Annotated in this window: 17 protein-coding genes; 3 read left to right on the forward strand and 14 right to left on the reverse strand. The window is 63.9% G+C overall.

Going from position 1 to position 16799, the window contains the following annotated elements:
• Positions 1–14 precede the first annotated feature (14 nt).
• From MESCI2_RS0132540 to MESCI2_RS0132600, 13 genes are all read right to left on the reverse strand, one after another.
• On the reverse strand, positions 15–902 hold the full coding sequence (locus MESCI2_RS0132540) for a branched-chain amino acid ABC transporter permease (RefSeq protein WP_027040143.1): 888 nt from the start codon (positions 900–902) through the stop codon (positions 15–17).
• Positions 903–909: 7 nt separating this feature from the next.
• Positions 910–1620, reverse strand: coding sequence for an ABC transporter ATP-binding protein (locus tag MESCI2_RS0132545; RefSeq protein ID WP_027040144.1), 711 nt, complete (start codon positions 1618–1620; stop codon positions 910–912).
• Complete coding sequence (locus tag MESCI2_RS0132550) at positions 1613–2392, reverse strand: ABC transporter ATP-binding protein (protein WP_027040145.1); 780 nt, start codon at positions 2390–2392, stop codon at positions 1613–1615. Before MESCI2_RS0132550 ends, MESCI2_RS0132545 begins: the two co-directional genes overlap by 8 nt.
• A 12-nt stretch (positions 2393–2404) precedes the next feature.
• On the reverse strand, positions 2405–3613 hold the full coding sequence (locus MESCI2_RS0132555; protein ID WP_027040146.1) for an ABC transporter substrate-binding protein: 1209 nt from the start codon (positions 3611–3613) through the stop codon (positions 2405–2407).
• 205 nt (positions 3614–3818) lie between these two features.
• Positions 3819–5582 (reverse strand): ABC transporter ATP-binding protein, encoded by a 1764-nt coding sequence (locus tag MESCI2_RS0132560; RefSeq protein ID WP_027040147.1) that lies wholly within the window; start codon positions 5580–5582, stop codon positions 3819–3821.
• Between the two features lie 208 nt (positions 5583–5790).
• Positions 5791–6735: an acetamidase/formamidase family protein gene (locus tag MESCI2_RS0132565; RefSeq protein ID WP_027040148.1), complete on the reverse strand. Its 945-nt coding sequence runs from the start codon at positions 6733–6735 to the stop codon at positions 5791–5793.
• On the reverse strand, positions 6725–8368 hold the full coding sequence (locus MESCI2_RS0132570) for an ABC transporter substrate-binding protein (protein ID WP_027040149.1): 1644 nt from the start codon (positions 8366–8368) through the stop codon (positions 6725–6727). Before MESCI2_RS0132570 ends, MESCI2_RS0132565 begins: the two co-directional genes overlap by 11 nt.
• A gap of 38 nt (positions 8369–8406) precedes the next feature.
• The gene (locus tag MESCI2_RS0132575) at positions 8407–9327 is read right to left on the reverse strand and encodes an ABC transporter permease (protein WP_027040150.1); all 921 of its coding nucleotides are present in this window, start codon (positions 9325–9327) and stop codon (positions 8407–8409) included.
• Positions 9324–10190, reverse strand: coding sequence for an ABC transporter permease (locus tag MESCI2_RS0132580; protein WP_197031628.1), 867 nt, complete (start codon positions 10188–10190; stop codon positions 9324–9326). Before MESCI2_RS0132580 ends, MESCI2_RS0132575 begins: the two co-directional genes overlap by 4 nt.
• Before the next feature lie 19 nt (positions 10191–10209).
• Positions 10210–10824, reverse strand: a complete 615-nt coding sequence (locus tag MESCI2_RS0132585; RefSeq protein WP_027040152.1) for an ANTAR domain-containing response regulator — start codon at positions 10822–10824, stop codon at positions 10210–10212.
• Entirely contained in the window at positions 10821–11915 is a 1095-nt protein-coding gene (locus MESCI2_RS0132590; RefSeq protein WP_027040153.1) for a transporter substrate-binding protein, read from the reverse strand. Before MESCI2_RS0132590 ends, MESCI2_RS0132585 begins: the two co-directional genes overlap by 4 nt.
• Before the next feature lie 135 nt (positions 11916–12050).
• Entirely contained in the window at positions 12051–12587 is a 537-nt protein-coding gene (locus MESCI2_RS01000000135935) for a hypothetical protein (RefSeq protein ID WP_245270505.1), read from the reverse strand.
• Between the two features lie 162 nt (positions 12588–12749).
• A complete protein-coding gene (locus tag MESCI2_RS0132600) occupies positions 12750–13619 on the reverse strand; it encodes a helix-turn-helix domain-containing protein (protein ID WP_027040154.1) in 870 nt (289 codons plus the stop codon).
• Positions 13620–13711: 92 nt separating this feature from the next.
• Here MESCI2_RS0132600 and MESCI2_RS0132605 point away from each other — a divergent pair, with 92 nt between their 5' ends.
• Both MESCI2_RS0132605 and MESCI2_RS0132610 read left to right on the forward strand, forming a co-directional pair.
• Positions 13712–15256 (forward strand): 4-hydroxyphenylacetate 3-hydroxylase N-terminal domain-containing protein, encoded by a 1545-nt coding sequence (locus MESCI2_RS0132605; protein WP_027040155.1) that lies wholly within the window; start codon positions 13712–13714, stop codon positions 15254–15256.
• A gap of 6 nt (positions 15257–15262) precedes the next feature.
• The gene (locus tag MESCI2_RS0132610; RefSeq protein ID WP_027040156.1) at positions 15263–15772 is read left to right on the forward strand and encodes a flavin reductase; all 510 of its coding nucleotides are present in this window, start codon (positions 15263–15265) and stop codon (positions 15770–15772) included.
• Between the two features lie 31 nt (positions 15773–15803).
• On the opposite strand, the gene hpaR is transcribed toward MESCI2_RS0132610, so the two are convergent.
• On the reverse strand, positions 15804–16199 hold the full coding sequence (gene hpaR, locus MESCI2_RS0132615) for a homoprotocatechuate degradation operon regulator HpaR (protein WP_245270514.1): 396 nt from the start codon (positions 16197–16199) through the stop codon (positions 15804–15806).
• Between the two features lie 213 nt (positions 16200–16412).
• Between hpaR and MESCI2_RS0132620 the strand changes: the two genes are divergently transcribed.
• On the forward strand, positions 16413–16799 hold the full coding sequence (locus tag MESCI2_RS0132620; RefSeq protein ID WP_027040158.1) for a 5-carboxymethyl-2-hydroxymuconate Delta-isomerase: 387 nt from the start codon (positions 16413–16415) through the stop codon (positions 16797–16799).

Below are 16799 nucleotides of genomic sequence, written 5' to 3' on the forward strand. Positions count from 1 at the left end.
TCCCTTCCGACATGTCAGGCGTCCCTTCCGAACAGACCGGCCGGCCGGACCAGAAGCACGATGGCCATGATGACGAAGACCACGAGGTTGGAGGCCTCGGGGTAGAAGACCTTGGTCAGGCCTTCGGCAAGGCCGAGCATGTAGCCGGTGACGATCGCGCCGAGGATCGATCCCATGCCGCCGACCACGACGACGGCGAAGACGACGATGATGAGATCCGACCCCATAAGCGGGCTCACCTGATAGATCGGCGCCGCCAGAATTCCGGCAAGCCCGGCCAGCGCGGAGCCCAGACCGTAGGTCAGGGTCAGCAGCAACGGCACGTTGACGCCGAAAGCCTGGACGAGGCGGGGATTCTCGGTTGCCGCGCGCAGGTAGGAACCGAGCCTGGTCTTCTCGATCAGCGCCCAGATTCCGAAGCAGACGATCAGCGAGGCGACGACGACCCAGCCGCGATAGTTGGGCAGGAACATGAAGCCGAGATTGGTGCCTCCCGAAAGCAGCGGCGGCACGGCGTAGGGGTTTCCCGAGACGCCGTAATAGTAGCGGAAGATGCCTTCGAGCACGAGCGCGAGGCCGAAGGTGAAGAGCAGGCCGTAGAGCGGATCGAGATCGTACAGTCTCGACAGCGCCAGGCGCTCGACCACGATGCCGAACACACCGACGATCAGCGGCGCAAGGATCAAGGCGGGCCAGTAGCCGATGCCGAGATAGGTGAGAAGCAGATAACCGACGAAGGCACCAAGCATATACTGGGCGCCATGGGCGAAATTGATGACGCGCAGCAAGCCGAATATGACGGCTAGCCCGAGGCTCAGCATGGCGTAGAAAGAGCCGTTGATCAGGCCGACCAGCAACTGGCCGAGGAATGCCTGCACGGGGATGCCGAAGATCATCGTCATGGCGCCATCATACACCCAGGACTTCGTGGAGCTGCGTCATGCGGTCCGGCAGTTCGCCGACCGGAAACCCCGCCACCACCTTGCCGTGCTCCATCAGATAGAAACGGTCGGCGACACGGCTGGCGAAGCGAAAGTTTTGCTCGACCAGCAGGATCGTCATGCCGCGCTTTTTCAACGTCGCCAGCAACGCGCCGATGCGCTGCACGATGACGGGAGCGAGACCCTCCGTCGGCTCATCGAGAAGCAGCATTTTGACGCCTGTTCGCAGCATGCGTGCGATCGCCAGCATCTGCTGTTCGCCGCCCGACAGCCTCGTGCCGGGACTGTTGCGCCGCTCCTTCAGATTGGGGAACAGATCGAATATCTCCTCGACGCTCATGCCGCCCTCGGCAACGACCGGCGGCAGCACCAGGTTCTCGTCGACGGTCAGCGTCGCGAAGATGCCGCGCTCCTCCGGCACGAAGCCGATGCCTTGATGGGCGGTGCGGTGCAGCGGCAGCCGCATCAGATCCTTGCCGTCGAAGGCGATCCGGCCGGTCCGCTTGCGGATCAGCCCCATGATGGCGCGCAGCGTCGTCGTCTTGCCGACGCCGTTGCGGCCGAGCAGCGTGACCGTCTCGCCGGCAAACACCTCCAGATCGACGCCGTGCAGCGCATGGCCCTCGCCATACCAGGCGTTGAGGCCGCTGACGGCAAGCAGAGGTGCGGCACTAGTCATCGGCGGTGCCCATATAGGCGATCTTGACGCGCTCGTCGCGGCTGACGGTGGCGTAGTCGCCGGCGGCCAGCACCTCGCCGCGCTGCATGACTGTTATCCAGTCGCAAAGGTCGGCCACGACAGTCAGATTGTGCTCGACCATCAGCACGGCGCGATCCCTGGCCACCGAACGGATAAGGTCGGAAACCGTGGCCACGTCCTCATGCCCCATGCCGGCCATCGGCTCGTCCAGCAGCAGCACTTTCGGATCGAGCGCCAGGGTCGTGGCGATCTCGAGCACACGTTTCCTGCCATAGGAAAGGTCGCCGGCGAGCCTGTTCCTGGCGTCGTCGAGACCGACCGAGCGCAGCAATTCCTCGGCGCGCGGCGTCAGCCGGTCGAGCGCCGCCAGGGAACGCCAGAATTGGACGGCAAGACCACCCGGCCGCTGCAGGGCGACGCGCACATTGTCGAGCACGCTGAGGTGCGGAAAAATCGCCGATATCTGGAACGAGCGCACCAGGCCCATCCGCGCGACCTTGGCCGGTGACGTGCGGGTGATGTCGTGGCCAAGCAGCTCGATCCTGCCGCTGGTCGGCGCCAGGAACTTGGTGAGCAGGTTGAAGACGGTCGTCTTGCCGGCGCCGTTGGGTCCGATCAGGGCGTGGATGTTGCCATGGCGGACATCGAGATCGACGTTTTTGACGGCGACAAAGCCGGCAAAGTCACGCCGCAACCCGCGGGCGGAAAGCACCACAAGCGGCTCGTTCGCGCTCAGGTCAGTCGGCGCCATCGGCCGCGCCGATCACTGACCGGCCGTCGGACAGCCGCTTTCCTTTTCGCTCAGGAAGGCCTCGTTGCCGGGAATGGTGGCGAGATATTTGTAGTAGTCCCACTCCTTGGTGCTCTCGGCTGGCGACTTGACCTGATAGAGGTACATGTCGTGGACCATGTTGCCGTCCGCCTGCACTTTGCCGTTGGTTATCGCGGCGTCGTCCACGGGCATCGAATGCAGTTGCTTGGCGACCGCTTCGGTCTCGTCCGTGCCGGCCTTGTCGATCGCTTTCAGGTACTGCGTCACCGCCGAATAGGTCGAGGCCTGGATCATGTTCGGCATGCGGTTGGTGCGCTTGAAAAAGCGCTGCCCGAATTCGCGGCTCTTGTCGTCGCGATCCCAATAATAGCCTTCGGTCAGCACAACGCCCTGCGCCGCTTGAAGGCCAAGCCCATGCACCTCGGCCAGCGTGAACAGGAGTGCGGCAAGACGCTGACCGCCCTGCACGATGCCGAATTCAGCCGCCTGCTTGATCGAGTTGGAGGTATCGAGGCCGGCATTGGCCAGGCCGATGACCTTGGCGCCCGACGATTGCGCCTGCAGCAGGAAGGACGAATAATCGGTCGATCCCAGGGGATAACGCACCTCGCCCAGCACCTTGCCGCCATGGCTCTCGACGAACTTGGTGGTCTGATCCTTCAGCGAATAGCCGAATGCATAGTCGACGGTGACGAAGAACCAGCTGTCGCCGCCCTGCTGCACGAGAGAGCCGCCGGTCCCAACCGCTTGCGAATGTGTGTCATAGGCCCAGTGGAAGCCATAGGGCGAGCATTGTTTGCCGGTCAGCTCCGTGGTTGCCGCGCCGGTGACGATGTCGATCTTCTTCTTTTCCTTGGAGATCCCCTGGACGGCGAGCGCCACCGAAGAGGTGGTCAGTTCCATGATGGCATCGACCTGTTCGGTGTCGTACCACTGCCGCGCGATGTTGGAGGCGATATCGGGCTTGTTCTGGTGATCGGCGCTGATGATTTCTATCGGCGCTCCCTGCACCTTGCCGCCGAAATCCTCGACCGCCATCTTGGCCGCCTCGACCGACCACTTGCCGCCGAAATCGGCGTAGACGCCCGATTGGTCGTTGAGAATGCCTATCTTGACCTTGCCGTCGGAAATTTCGGCGGCCGAGGCGGGGATCGCGGATGCGGCGAGAAGTGCCGCGGAAACGAAAAGGCTTACCTTCATGGTTGACTTCCTCCCATAGCGATGAATCCGACCGACCCTCCTACGATCGATCATCGCAATGGTATTGAACATGAGGAAGATAGGGACAGAGGGCAAGAGGCCGTAAGGGATTTCGTGCTCGAAGCGATACGGTTTGGCGGCGGAACGCGAGCCTTGAGCGCGAGATAGAGACACAAACACGTGAACCGCCGGCGGCAGTGCCGGCTCAGCCCTCGGCGGCGACGAGGTGGCCGTTGCCGACATCCCTCAGCGCCAGTTTCAACGGCGCCTCGCCGATCCTGCGGGTGGCGCTCGGGATCTCCTGGTCGAGGCGGGCGAAGCGGCTTCGTCGCTTGGCTGGATCGGGCATCGGAACTGCTTCGATGAGGCGTCTGGTGTAGGGGTGGCGCGGGTTGGAAAAGACCTGGTCGCGCGTGCCCATCTCGACGATCTGGCCGAGATACATGACGGCGACGCGGTCGGAGATGTTCTCGACCACAGCCATGTCATGCGAGATGAAGAGATAGGCGACGCCGAATTCGCGCTGCAATTCCTTCAACAGATCGAGCACGCGCGCCTGCACCGAGACGTCGAGCGCCGAGACGCTTTCGTCGGCGATGATCAGCTTCGGCCGCAGCGCAAGAGCGCGTGCAATACAGACGCGCTGGCGCTGGCCGCCGGAGAATTCATGCGGATAGAGCTCCATCTGATCGGCCGACAGGCCGACGCGCTCGAACAGCACGGCCACACGGTCGCTGCGCTCTTGCTTCGAGGCGATGCCATGGATCAGCAGCGGCTCGGCGACGAGTTCGCCGACGCGCATGCGTGGGTCCAACGAGGCATAGGGATCCTGGAAAATCATCTGCACGTCGCGGCGCACCGCCTTGCGCTCGTCGCGGCCGAGGCCGGACAGATTACGTCCGCCAATGGCGATGTCGCCGCTGTACGGGACCAGCCCGGCCAATGCCTTGGCGGTGGTCGACTTGCCGCAACCGGACTCGCCGACCAGCGCCAGCGTCTCGTTGGGCGCGATCGAAAAGCTGACGCCTTCGACGGCGTGAACGCGGCGGGTGACCCGGCCGAAGAAACCACCATGCAGGTCGAAGCGGACATGCAGGTCCTTGACCTCCGCGACATTGGCCGGCGCCACCGCCTCGGCATCCCTGGATTTCTGGCGGCCGACACCGCTGCCGATGCGCGGCACGGCGGCCAGCAGTTCGCGCGTGTAGTCGGCTTGCGGCCTGGCAAAAATGTCAGCGGTTCTTCCCTCTTCGATCATGCGGCCATGCCGCATGATGATGACGCGGTCGGCCATTTCGGCGACCACGCCCATGTCGTGGGTGATCAGGATGACGCTGGTGCCATGCTGTCGCTGCAGGTCGCGCAGCAGCTCCAGCACCTCGCCTTGCACGGTGACGTCGAGTGCCGTCGTCGGCTCGTCGGCGATCAGCACGTCCGGCTCGAGCGCCAGCGCCATGGCGATCATCACCCGCTGGCGCATGCCGCCGGACAGTTCGTGCGGAAACTGCTTCAGCCGGCTTTCGGCTTCCGAAATGCGCACCGCCTTCAGTGCCTCGATGGCGCGTTGGCGGGCTTCGCCCTGCGACAGGCTGGTATGCGCTTCGATGGATTCGGTCAGTTGCCGGCCGATCGACAGCACCGGGTTGAGCGAGGTCATCGGCTCCTGGAAGATCATGGCTATGCGGTTGCCGCGAATGCGGCGCATCCGGCGCTCGTCGAGCGTTGTGAGCTCGGTATCGCCGAGACGGATCGAGCCCGACGATATTCGCGCCGCGGGCTGCGGCAACAATTGCATGATCGCCAGCGCCGTCATCGATTTGCCGGAGCCGGATTCACCGGCGATGCAGAGCGTCTCGCCACGCGCCAAAGTCAGCGACAGGTCGGAGACGACCTCGCGCTCGCCATCCTCGCCGCGCACGCTGACGCAGAGGTTGGCGATGTCGAGGATGGGTTTGGGAGTTGAGGTCATCGCAAAAGCAGAGTTCTGAGGGGTTTGTTCCGGCACGCCCCCCTCTGTCCTGCCGGACATCTCCCCCTCAAGGGGGGAGATTGGATTTCACTCTGGCTTTCGCCACTCACCAACGTTTCGAGAAAAGCGGAACGGCGAAGCTGCCAATCTCCCCCCTTGAGGGGGAGATGTCCGGCAGGACAGAGGGGGGTGCGGCGCTGACCCAACCTCATTCAAACACGCAGCGCGGGAAGTAGAACGACACCACCCAGTTTGGCATGTCGACGATCTCGCTGATCCTGAGATCACCGCACACAGAGGCCAGCATATAGGCTTCGACCGGATCGATCTTGTAACGGCCGGCAAGCAGGTCGACCATCTGCGCAACCGCTTCCCTGGCGCCGGTCATCAGGTCCGGACCGATGCCGGTCGTCACCTCATAGCCCTTGGCGTCGAGATGGCGCGTCACCGGGCCTGGCGTGGTGAAGCGCGGCGTCTTGAGCCTGGCATCCTTGACCAGGTCGAGCTTGAGCACGACGTCCATCGGACTTTCGATCGCCGTGCCGCAGACCTCGCCGTCGCCTTGCGCGGCATGGGTGTCGCCGACCGAAAACAGCGCGCCCGCCACTTCCACCGGCAGGTACAGCGTGGTGCCGGCCGCTAGATCGCGGATGTCGAGATTGCCGCCAACGCGCCTCGGCGGGACCACGGAGTGGTGGCCCTTTTCCGCCAGCGCGTTGCCGATGGTGCCGGCGAAGGGTTTCAGCGGCACACGCGCATTTTTGCCGAACAGCGCCGGCTCCAGCGAGGCAGCGTCGTATTTCCAGATGTTTAGCGCCGGCTCCTTGAAGTCGTCGGCGAGCAGCCCGAAACCGGGAATGTTGGCCGTCCAGCCGAAGCCGGACGGTTTGAACATCTCGATCGTCACCTTCAGCGCGTCACCTGGCTCGGCGCCCTCGACGAAGATCGGCCCGGTCACCGGATTGACGGTGGCGAAGTCGAGCCTGGCGACGTCGGCGACCGTGCTGTCGGCCTGCAACTGGCCGCCGGAGGAATCGAGGCACTGGAACTCGATGGTCGAGCCGGGCGCCACCCGCTCGGCCGGGGCAAACGAATTGTCCCAGCCGAAATGATGTTGGCGCCCGTGGATGGTGTAGTCGCAGTTATTGCACATCTTTTACGTACACATTGTCATAGTTGATCGGGATATGGACCGGGTCGACATAGAGGTTGTCGGCGCCGCCCATGCGCGCCGATTTCATGGTGAAGCGCTGCTCGTTGAAGACCGGCGCCCAGGGCGCGTCTTCCATCACCTTGTCGTAGATGGCGCTCCACATCTTGTCGCGCTCGCCGGCCTTGGCTGGATCGACCACCGAGTCGGCCTCGGCCGCCTTGGCGTCGAGATCCTTGTTGCAATACCATGACCAATTCCAGCCGCCCGGCACCGCGCCGGCGCAGCCGAGGATCGGGCCGTAGAAGTTCGACGGATCCGGGAAGTCGGCGATCCAGGCCATGCCGCCGGACCAGATCATCGGCGCGCCGGCCTTGTCGCCGCCGGCGGCAATGACGTTTGCCTGAGCCAGCGACTGGATGCTGGCCTTGATGCCAATCGCCGCCAGATCCTGCTGGATCGCCTGGGCGATGCGCGGGTTGGGGTCGGTGTTCATGGCGAACAGTTGCGTGTCGAAACCATCGGGATGGCCGGCCTCGGCAAGCAGCGCCTTGGCCTTGGCGACGTCATAAGGGTAGCCCTTGTATTCCTTGTCGTAGCCCGGCATCGACGGCGGCAGCGGCTGATTGGCCGGCACGGCGCGGCCGTTGATGATCTGGATCACGCGCGCCTTGTTGATCGCCATGTTGACCGCCTGGCGCACCTTCACATTGTCGAACGGCGCCATGGTGGTGTTCATGGTGACATAGCCGGTGTGCAGCTGGCCGCCTTCGACGACGCGCGCCTTCTGCTCGGGATCGGCCATTACCTCCTGGAATTTTGCCGGCGGAATGCCGTCGCCGGGCACGTCGATCTCACCCTTCTGCAGGCGCAGCAGCGCAACGATCGGCTCCTGGCCGATCTCGAAGGTGATCTTGTCCAGATGTGGCAGGCCCTTGTGCCAATAGTCCGCATTGCGCTCGAAGACGATGCGCTGGCCGAGTGTCCACTCGGCGAGCTTGAAGGCGCCGGTGCCGACCGGATGCTTGCCGAAATCGGCGCCGTATTTCTCGACCTCCTCCTTCGGCACGACATGGGCGAAGTTGATGGCCATGACATGCAGGAAGGTGGCGTCGGGGCGGGTCAGCTCGAACTTGACCGTGTAGGGGTCGACGACGGTGACGCCGGAGAGGCTCTCGGCCTTGCCGGCGGCGACATCGTCATAGCCCTTGATCGAGCCGAAAAAGCCGGCGCCGGGGCTCTGGGTCTTCGGATTGGTGACGCGGTCGAGCGAATATTTTACATCGTCAGCCGTCATCTCGCGGCCATTGTGGAATTTCACGCCATGGCGCAGCTTGAAGGTAAAGGTCTTGCCGTCGGGCGAAATTTCGTAGCTTTCGGCGAGGTCGGGCTTCAAGTTGGTGGTGCCCGGTTCGTAGTCCATCAGCCCGTCGAACAGGCTCTTGATCATCGACCAGTTCTGCCAGTCGTAGCCGATCGCCGGATCGAGCGTAGCGACGTCGTCCTTGTAGGTGATGGTGATGGCGCCGCCCTGCTTGGCGTTCGGATCGATGGCGTCTTCAGCGCGAACACTTGTCATGCCGAGCATCAGCGCCAGCGCCGATGCCGCTACCGTGGAAGCGAGAAACTTTTTCATTTTTATGTTCCCTTTCTCTGTTTGGTTTTCATTTCATTTCATCTGAGCTTGATGCGAGGGTCGATGAAGGGCGCGATGACGTCGGCCAGCAGATTGCCGAGCACGATGGCGAAGGCCGAGACCAGCGTGACGCCCATGATGATCGGAATGTCGACGCGCTGGATGGCCTGCCAGGCCAGCTGGCCGATGCCGGGCCAGCCGAACACGCTTTCGACGACGACAATGCCACCCATGAAGATGCCGATGTCGATGCCGATCATGGCGATGACCGGCAGGATGGCGTTGGGCAGTGCATGGCGGAACAGGATGGCTCGCCGCGCCAGGCCCTTGGCGCGGGCGGTGCGGACATAATCCTGGCGCAGAACGTCGATCATCGACGAGCGCATCATGCGGGCGTACCAGCCGGCGCCGAGTATGCCCATGGTCAGCGACGGCAGCACGAGATGGCGCCAGGTGCCGTAGCCGCCGATCGGAAACCAGCTCAGCCGCACGGCGAAGACGTAGAGCAGCAACAGGCCGACGACGAATTGCGGCGCCGAGACGCCGACGAAGGAGGCGACCATCAGCGTCTGGTCGGTGGCGGTGCCGCGCCTGACGGCGGCGATCAGGCCCATGCTGAGGCCGAGCAACAGCTCGCACAGGATGGCGCCGACCATCAGCAACAGGCTTGCCGGCAGCCGCGAGACGATCAGCTCGGTGACCTCGGAGCGCTGGATGTAGGAGCGGCCGAGATCGCCGCTGATGAGCTTCGTGAGATAACGCCAGTACTGGACGATGAAGGGCTGGTCGAGGCCGAGCTGCTGGCGGATGTTCTCGACCGTCTGCGGCGTGGCGCTGCGGCCGGCGATCTGACGCACCGGGTCGGCCGGCAAGAGATAGAGCAGCGCGAAGGTGATCAGCGAGACGCCGAGCAGGATCAGCAGCGACTGGATCAGGCGGCGGCCGAGATAGGCGATCATGCCCGGCCCCTTTGCGTCGGATCGAGGATGTCGCGCAGCGCGTCGCCGATCAGGTTGAAGGCCAGCGCCAGCGCCAGGATCGCCGCACCGGGGAAGAACACCAGCCAGGGTGCGGCCTGGAAATAAGTCTGGTTCTCGAAGATGATGTTGCCCCAGGACGCCGTCGGCGGCTGCACGCCAATACCGAGGAAGGAGAGCGTCGCCTCAAGCAGAACGGTGGTCGAGATGCCGAGCGTGCCCCAGACGATGATGGTCGGCAAGAGATGTGGCAGGATGTGGCGAAACAGGATGCGCGGTGCACTCGCCCCGATGGTGCGTTCGGCATCGATGAACTCACGCTCCGCCAGCGATGAGGTCTCGGTGTAGATGACGCGCGCGGTCTGCACCCAGTTGACCAGCGCGATGACCATGGCGACGATCCACAGGCTGGGCTCGAACACCGCCGCCAGGCAAATGGCGAGCAGCAGTGCCGGAAACGCCATCATCAAATCGGTGAAGCGCATCAGCGCACTGCCGATCCAGCCGCGGAAATAGCCGGCGACAACGCCGACCAGCGTGCCGATGAACAGCGCCACGCCATTGGCGACGATGCCGATGATCAGCGAGGTGCGGGCGCCGTAGAGGATGCGGGTCAACAAGTCGCGGCCAAGCAGGTCGGTGCCCAGCCAGAATTTTGCATCCGGCGGCAAGGGCGAGCCCTCGATGGTCAGGCCGTCGAACATCTGCTCATTGGGATCGTAGCCGGTCAGCCATGGCGCCAGCACGGCGCCGGCAACGACAATGGCGACAATGACCAGCCCGAGCAGCGCCAGACGACGCTTGACCAGCCGGCGCCAGACGCCGGCGCGCGGCTTGACCGGCATGCGCCCGGCCGCCGGGAGATCAGGCGCGATGGGACTGGTCATCGCCGCCTTCTTCCCCCGTTGCTTCTTCCGTCATTGCCACGATCCGGCGCGCCGCGTCCTCGACACTGATCTGCCAGCTCATCGCCAGCGAGCGCAGCTGCGCATAGGCGCGGCCGTCATCGGTGCCTTTCGAAAGGGCCGTCACCGCGCGTACGATGGTCTGGCGCTCGGCGACGCGCTGGCGAAGCGAGGCGATTTCGCCGGCTAAGTGTTTGCGTGCCTCAAAACTCTGGCGCGCGATCAGCAGCGCGCTGTAGACGCCGGCATTGCCGACCGGCTTCAGCAGTTGCGCGTCGGCCTTGTGCGACAACGCCCATTCGATGCGGCCAGGCGCCTCGGAGCCGATCAGCGCCACCAGCGGCATCGGCGCTTCGCCCGGTTTCCACGGGAATTGCTCGTCAAAGCCGAGATCGGCGTCGAAGAAGACGAAATCAGCGGCCAACGCCTCGGGCGGCAATTCCGGCCAGCAGTCCAGCGTGATCAGGCCGATGGCCGACAATTGCCTGGTGATCGCCTGCACCGTCGGATGCGGGCGATGCAGGATGAAGGCCCTGGCGCCGCCGAGATTGGGGATGCGTGGGGCTCTCGTCACGACACCACCCTCAGGCGCGGGCGGCCGAATGTTTTTGCCGGGTCGTAGCGCGACAGATACGGATCCGGCGCAACTTCGTCTTCGCGGCTGACGACCTCGAAGAAGCCGTCCGCAATGCGCCCGATGATCACCGGCAATGTCGCGTGCTGCGAGTGGGCGTCGATGGCGATCGGCCCGAGCCGGGTCGAGAAGCGCCGTTCGGCGAAGGTTTTTGAGAATTCCGCCTGGCCGGCGTCAGGATCGCGCGAGAGCACGTCGGCCATCACCTGCACGGAGGCATAGGCGGAGGCCTCGAAGGACGAGGCGAAGGCGGCCGGGCGCGGCGCGAAATACGGCCCAACCGACAAATGCCCTTTCCCGGATTCGCCGATCGCCGGCAGCTCGCCTTCAGTGAGGTTGCAGGAGATGACGGGACAGACTTCCGGGCTGAAGGCGGCATCCTCGTCGCCCAGGTCGCGATAGGCTGCCAGGAAGGCGTAGGACGAGGTGCCGATCAGATTGTTGAGGATGAAGTTCGGCCGCGTCGCGCGGATCTCCGCGATCAGGCGCGACACGTCGGTCTCGCCGATGCGCAGATAGCGTTCGCCCAGCACCTTGCCGCCGGCATCCGCGATCAGGTCGCGCGCGACGCGGTTCATCTCCCAGCCCCAGATGTAGTTCGAGCCGAGCAGGAAGCCGTTGGCGCCGAATCGCGGCACGACATGCGCCATCAGCGGCACCAGATGCTGGTTGGGGCAGGCGTGCATGTAGACGACGTGCTCGTTGGCCTCGAAGCCCTCATAGGGGCAGGCGTACCAGAGCATGCCGCCCGCCTTCTCGAGCACCGGAATGGTTTCCTTACGGCTCCAGGAGGTGACGCAGCCGACGACATGGCGTGCGCTGCTGGTCTTGAAGATGTCTTCGCACAGCGTTGCGTAGCGGTCCGCATTGCTTTGTGGATCGCGCTCGACCGGCACCAGCTCGATGCCTGAGCTGCGATCGGCGTTGATGTCGGCGATGGCGCGCATGGCGCCGGTGCGGCACGCATCGGAGACGAGCTGATAGCTCCCCGAGCGGGAATAGAGGATGCCGATCTCAATGCGCCGTTTCAAACAGATCCCCAAAAATGACAATGCCCCGCAGCCAGCGCCGGAGGCGAGGCATACGAGGCATTCTTGCCGCCCGGCGATCAGAGCCGGTATTTTCTCGACCGCTAACCTATTCGGTACGGGCGGTCAGTCAAGCCCTCAACAATATCCGCGTGCAACACCCCATGCCATCGCTGTTTGCCGCCAGCTACCTGGCTGCCGGCCTCCGACCGTGCTGGCGGGCGTAGGCCACACAAGCGTCCACCGTGCTGACACAAAGCGCGTCGCGACTGTTCGGCAAATTGTTGTCGCCGGCGTAGGCAACTTCGGCGACGCGGCCGTCGACCATGCGAATTTGCGTGTCGCAATATCCGCCGGGAGCGACATTGACGGGCCGCCGACCGCCGGGATCGCGCCGACCGCCAGGGTCGGGACGACAACGCTGAGATTGCCGCGCTGAACGACGCGCTTATAGGTCCAGATCTGGCTCGATCGGCCGGCATCTGCGGTGGCGGTCGGAAAACCGGCGCACATTCGAACATCGGCTTCGCTGAGGCCGACCATCTCCTTGCGGGCGGCCGCCGCCGTTGGATCAACCTTGGCGATACGCGACGTATCGTCGGGAACAACGCAGGAAGACTGGATGGCGACACAGAGAACAGCGAGGGCAAGCTTTTGAATGCAGGAAAATATCATGCCGACTGTCAAATTGGTCCGATGTCAGATTTGCGTGGCGCCCGCCGCTCCTTTCTACCTAGGCAGACAGGCGAAGGGATCAACCCGTTCAGCTTCACGAAAAAGTGGCTGTGGCTGCAACATCGAGGATTGCGCGTCACGGAGTCTGCATTTCACGCAGGATCAATGGCCCTGCAACTGTTTCCGCCGCCAGGCGGCGGGCGCTTCGCCGACACGCGCGCGAAAGAACCGTGAAAAATACGCGGGGTCGTCGAAGCCGATCTCATAGGCGATGTCCTCCACCGTGCGTACGGTGAACAGCAGCAGACGCTTGGCCTCCAGCAGCCGTCGCTCGCTCACGACCCGTTTGACGCCGCTGCCCAGCACCGCGCGAGCGGCCTTGTCGAGGAGATGCGGTGTCGTGGCCAGCGCCTCGACGTAGCGGTCAACCGGCCAGTTGTCGCGGAAATGCGCATCGGCGAGCCGACGCAGGCCGAGCGCCAGCGAAGCGTCGGAGGAGGTTGCGGCAGCGGTCACGCCGGGACTGAGCCTCGCGATGTGGGAGAGCGCGACGGCGATCAGCGCCGGCAGGACCCTGTCGTTGCCGGCCTGCGCCTCGGCGTATTCGGCGGCGATCATCTCCAGCACCGCCGCCAATCTCGCCCACGTTGCGTGCCGCGGCAGGCCGTCGGCAAAGACCGGCCGGTCCAGCGGCAGCAGGCTGTGAGCGGCGATTGCCGCCAAGGCATCATCTGCGACCGAGACGACGATGGCGTCGGTGCCGGGACCGATCGAGAAGCCGTGCACGATAGTGCTCGGCACGAAGCTGACGGCAGGCGCCGAAAAGTCCCAGGACCGGTCTTCAATGCGGTAGGTGCCGGAGCCGCTGGTCCAGAAGGTGATCTGGCCCATCTGCGGATGCTTGTGCGCTGCGACCTGGCCAAGATGGATATTGCTGCGCGCCAGCACGGTCTCGACATGCAGGAACCCGACATCGAGCGGCCGCACCGGCTCGCCATAGACGAAGAAATCGGGGATGGAATTCTGGCTCATGTCGCCGGAAAAAGTCCAATCGGTTTTGCCGTTCCGTCCATAACCGATGGATGCCCAGGACGCTAGTGTTGCGGCTTAAGAGGAGGACCATCATGCGATCGGAAGACTTCCGCACTGATAAGGCACGCCCGTTCACCGGGGCAGAGTATCTGGAGAGCCTGCGCGATGGCCGCGAGGTCTATATCAATGGCGAACGCATTGCCGACGTCACCACGCACCCTTCGATGCGCAATTCGGCGCGGTCGCTGGCGCGCCTCTACGACGCGCTGCATGACGCCAAGCGGCGGGACACGCTGACCTCGCCGACCGACACCGGCTCGGGCGGCTACACCCACAAATATTTCCGGGTTGCCAAATCCTCGGCTGAGCTTGTTACTCAGCAGACGGCGATCGCCGAGTGGTCGCGCATGTCCTATGGCTGGATGGGGCGCACGCCCGACTACAAGGCGGCGCTGATGAACACGCTCGGCGCCAACGCCGACTGGTACGGGCCGTTCAAGGACAATGCTCTGTCCTGGCACAAACGTGCGCAGGAAGCCGCACTGTTCATGAACCATGCCATCGTCAATCCGCCGATCGACCGCCACAAGCCGGCCGAACAGGTGAAGGACGTCTTCGTCCACATCACCAGGGAGACGGACACCGGCATCTATGTCTCCGGCGCCAAGGTGGTGGCGACGTCCTCGGCGCTGACCCACTACAATTTTCTGGCGCAGGGCTCAGCGACGATCACTGAGGATCCGTCGCTGTCGGTGATGTTCATCGTGCCGATGAATGCGCCGGGGATAAAGATGTTCTGCCGCGTCTCCTACGAGCAGACGGCCAACACGGTGGCGGCACCCTTCGACTATCCGCTGTCGTCGCGCTTCGACGAGAACGACGCGATCCTGGTGCTCGACAATGTCTTCATCCCCTGGGAGGACGTTCTGGTGCTGCGCGACGCGCAGAAAATCCTGTCCTTTCATCCGGCTTCCGGCTTCATGCACGGCTACTGCTTCCAGGGCTGCACGCGTTTCGCCGTCAAGCTCGATTTCCTCGCCGGCCTGCTGGCCAAGGCGCTGCGCGCCACCGGCGGCGATGCCTTCCGCGGCAACCAGGCGGCACTTGGCGAGGTCATCGCGCTCAGGCACATGTTCTGGAGCTTTTCCAACGCCATGGCCTACAACCCGATCCCGTGGGCGAATGGCGCGGTGCTGCCCAATCTGGAAGCAGCACTCGCCTACCGGACCTTCATGTCGGAAGCCTATCCACGCGTCATCGACACCGTGCGCCGGGTGATCGCCTCGGGGCTGATCTACCTGCCGTCCTCGGTGCGCGACTTCAACAATCCCGAGATCGACAAATATCTGGCGCAATATGTGCGCGGCTCCAACGACATGGGCCACATCGAGCGCATCAAGATCATGAAGCTTTTGTGGGACGCGACCGGCACCGAGTTCGGCGGCCGCCATGCGCTCTACGAGCTCAACTATGCCGGCGCGCCGGAAGAGGTGCGGCTGCAGGTGCTGAAGGGCGCCGAGCGCGGCGGGCGGCTGAAGGCGATGGAGGAGTTGGTCGACACCTGCATGGCCGATTATGACGAGAATGGCTGGACCGGCGATACCTGGCTCGATCCACTTGCTTCAACGGCCGAGTGAAATCAGATGGCCACGCAGATCTCGAAAGCCGATTTCCGCGACGCCATGGCGAGGGTCTGCGCGCCGGTCAACATCGTCACCACCGATGGGCCGGCCGGGCGTGGCGGCTTCACCGCCACCGCCATGTGCAGCGTCTCCGACGAGCCGCCGACGCTGCTCGTGTGCATGAATGGGCGCTCGACGCAGGCCGCCATGTTCCTGTCCAACCGGCGCTTCTGCGTCAACGTGCTGACGCATGACCATATGCATCTGGCGGGAAAGTTTGCCGGCGCAACCAGGGACATGGAAGCGCGCTACTCCGCCGCACGCTGGCAGACGCTGACCTCCGGTACGCCGGCGCTGTCGGATGCGATCGTCAATTTCGATTGCGAGATCGAGACTGTTCATGTCGTCGGCACGCACAATGTCATGATCGGCCGCGTCATCGATGTCCGACACGGCAGCGGCGGCTCGGCCCTGCTCTATGTCGACCGCAATTACACGCAGCCGACGCGGCTGGGCAGCTTTGGCGGGTGAGCAGATCGGAACGGCTTGCGCTGGAGAACGCTCAACTCTCGCCGTCGATCAGGCTTTCCAGGAGATCCAGCAACTGCTCAAGCTTCTCGTGGCCGAAGCGCTGTTCGATGTCGTCATAAATGATGCGACGCTCGGGCGACAGCGCGTCGATCAGGGCGGAACCGGCTGGCGCAATGGTCAGAACGACGCGGCGGCCGTCGCCTTCGGCCTTGTTGCGGGTGATGAATTTGCGGCCCTCGAGCGCCTTGATGATGCGCGTCAGGCTGGGCGGCAGCACCGATGCGCGATCGGCAAGCTCTGTTGCCTCGACCGGGCCGGCCTCGCTGAGCACACGCAGCACGCGCCATTGCTGTTCGGTCACGTCATGCGCCGCAAGCATAGGCCGAAACCGCGCCATCACCGCTTCGCGGGCATGAAGAAGCGCCATCGGCAGGGAACGACGAGTGTTTTCAGGCAGCAAGAAAAAGAGCCTCCCACGCTTGCGATCGAAAACAGGCCTTCCCTCAGCCGTATCCGCCTGCCAGGGCCCGTCCTGCCATCCCGTATCGTTGCGCCAAGGCCGATGCAAGACTTGACTTCGTGGGCGCTGCATGTAATTAACGCGTTAACTACAACAAAAACAATAGACCAGGGAAACGCCGTGCCTCACTTCTCCATCGAGTATTCAGCCAATCTCGATGCCAAGGTCGACATGGGCGAATTGTGCGCGCTGGTGTTGCGCACCGTGCTGGACACCGGGCTGTTCGAGACCGGCGCCGTGCGGGTGCGGGCCTTTCGCGCCGAGGCTTACGCGATGGCCGACAATCTGCCGGAAAACGCCTTTCTCGACATGTCGTTTCGCATCGGCACCGGCCGCAGCCCGGACGAGAAGAAGCGGACCGGCGAGGCTGTCTTTGCGGCGGTGAGCGAATACCTTGCCACGCTGTTCGAGACGCCGCATTTCGCCCTGTCGCTCGAGATCCGGGAAATCGACCCGGTGCTGAGCTGGAAGAAAAACGCAATCCACCCGCGACTGCGCGGCAAGTGA

Origin of the sequence: Mesorhizobium ciceri WSM4083, from assembly GCF_000519305.1 — a bacterium.
Lineage (GTDB): Bacteria > Pseudomonadota > Alphaproteobacteria > Rhizobiales > Rhizobiaceae > Mesorhizobium > Mesorhizobium ciceri_B.

What these genes read in the sequence shown, in the direction of transcription:
- MESCI2_RS01000000135935 (WP_245270505.1), bottom strand. Translation starts at nt 12,587, where the DNA reads ATGATATTTTCCTGCATTCAAAAGCTTGCCCTCGCTGTTCTCTGTGTC.
- MESCI2_RS0132580 (WP_197031628.1), bottom strand. Translation starts at nt 10,190, where the DNA reads ATGCCGGTCAAGCCGCGCGCCGGCGTCTGGCGCCGGCTGGTCAAGCGT.
- MESCI2_RS0132600 (WP_027040154.1), bottom strand. Translation starts at nt 13,619, where the DNA reads ATGAGCCAGAATTCCATCCCCGATTTCTTCGTCTATGGCGAGCCGGTG.
- hpaR (WP_245270514.1), bottom strand. Translation starts at nt 16,199, where the DNA reads ATGGCGCTTCTTCATGCCCGCGAAGCGGTGATGGCGCGGTTTCGGCCT.
- MESCI2_RS0132555 (WP_027040146.1), bottom strand. Translation starts at nt 3,613, where the DNA reads ATGAAGGTAAGCCTTTTCGTTTCCGCGGCACTTCTCGCCGCATCCGCG.
- MESCI2_RS0132545 (WP_027040144.1), bottom strand. Translation starts at nt 1,620, where the DNA reads ATGACTAGTGCCGCACCTCTGCTTGCCGTCAGCGGCCTCAACGCCTGG.
- MESCI2_RS0132575 (WP_027040150.1), bottom strand. Translation starts at nt 9,327, where the DNA reads ATGATCGCCTATCTCGGCCGCCGCCTGATCCAGTCGCTGCTGATCCTG.
- MESCI2_RS0132605 (WP_027040155.1), top strand. Translation starts at nt 13,712, where the DNA reads ATGCGATCGGAAGACTTCCGCACTGATAAGGCACGCCCGTTCACCGGG.
- MESCI2_RS0132565 (WP_027040148.1), bottom strand. Translation starts at nt 6,735, where the DNA reads ATGTGCAATAACTGCGACTACACCATCCACGGGCGCCAACATCATTTC.
- MESCI2_RS0132560 (WP_027040147.1), bottom strand. Translation starts at nt 5,582, where the DNA reads ATGACCTCAACTCCCAAACCCATCCTCGACATCGCCAACCTCTGCGTC.
- MESCI2_RS0132570 (WP_027040149.1), bottom strand. Translation starts at nt 8,368, where the DNA reads ATGAAAAAGTTTCTCGCTTCCACGGTAGCGGCATCGGCGCTGGCGCTG.
- MESCI2_RS0132610 (WP_027040156.1), top strand. Translation starts at nt 15,263, where the DNA reads ATGGCCACGCAGATCTCGAAAGCCGATTTCCGCGACGCCATGGCGAGG.
- MESCI2_RS0132550 (WP_027040145.1), bottom strand. Translation starts at nt 2,392, where the DNA reads ATGGCGCCGACTGACCTGAGCGCGAACGAGCCGCTTGTGGTGCTTTCC.
- MESCI2_RS0132540 (WP_027040143.1), bottom strand. Translation starts at nt 902, where the DNA reads ATGACGATGATCTTCGGCATCCCCGTGCAGGCATTCCTCGGCCAGTTG.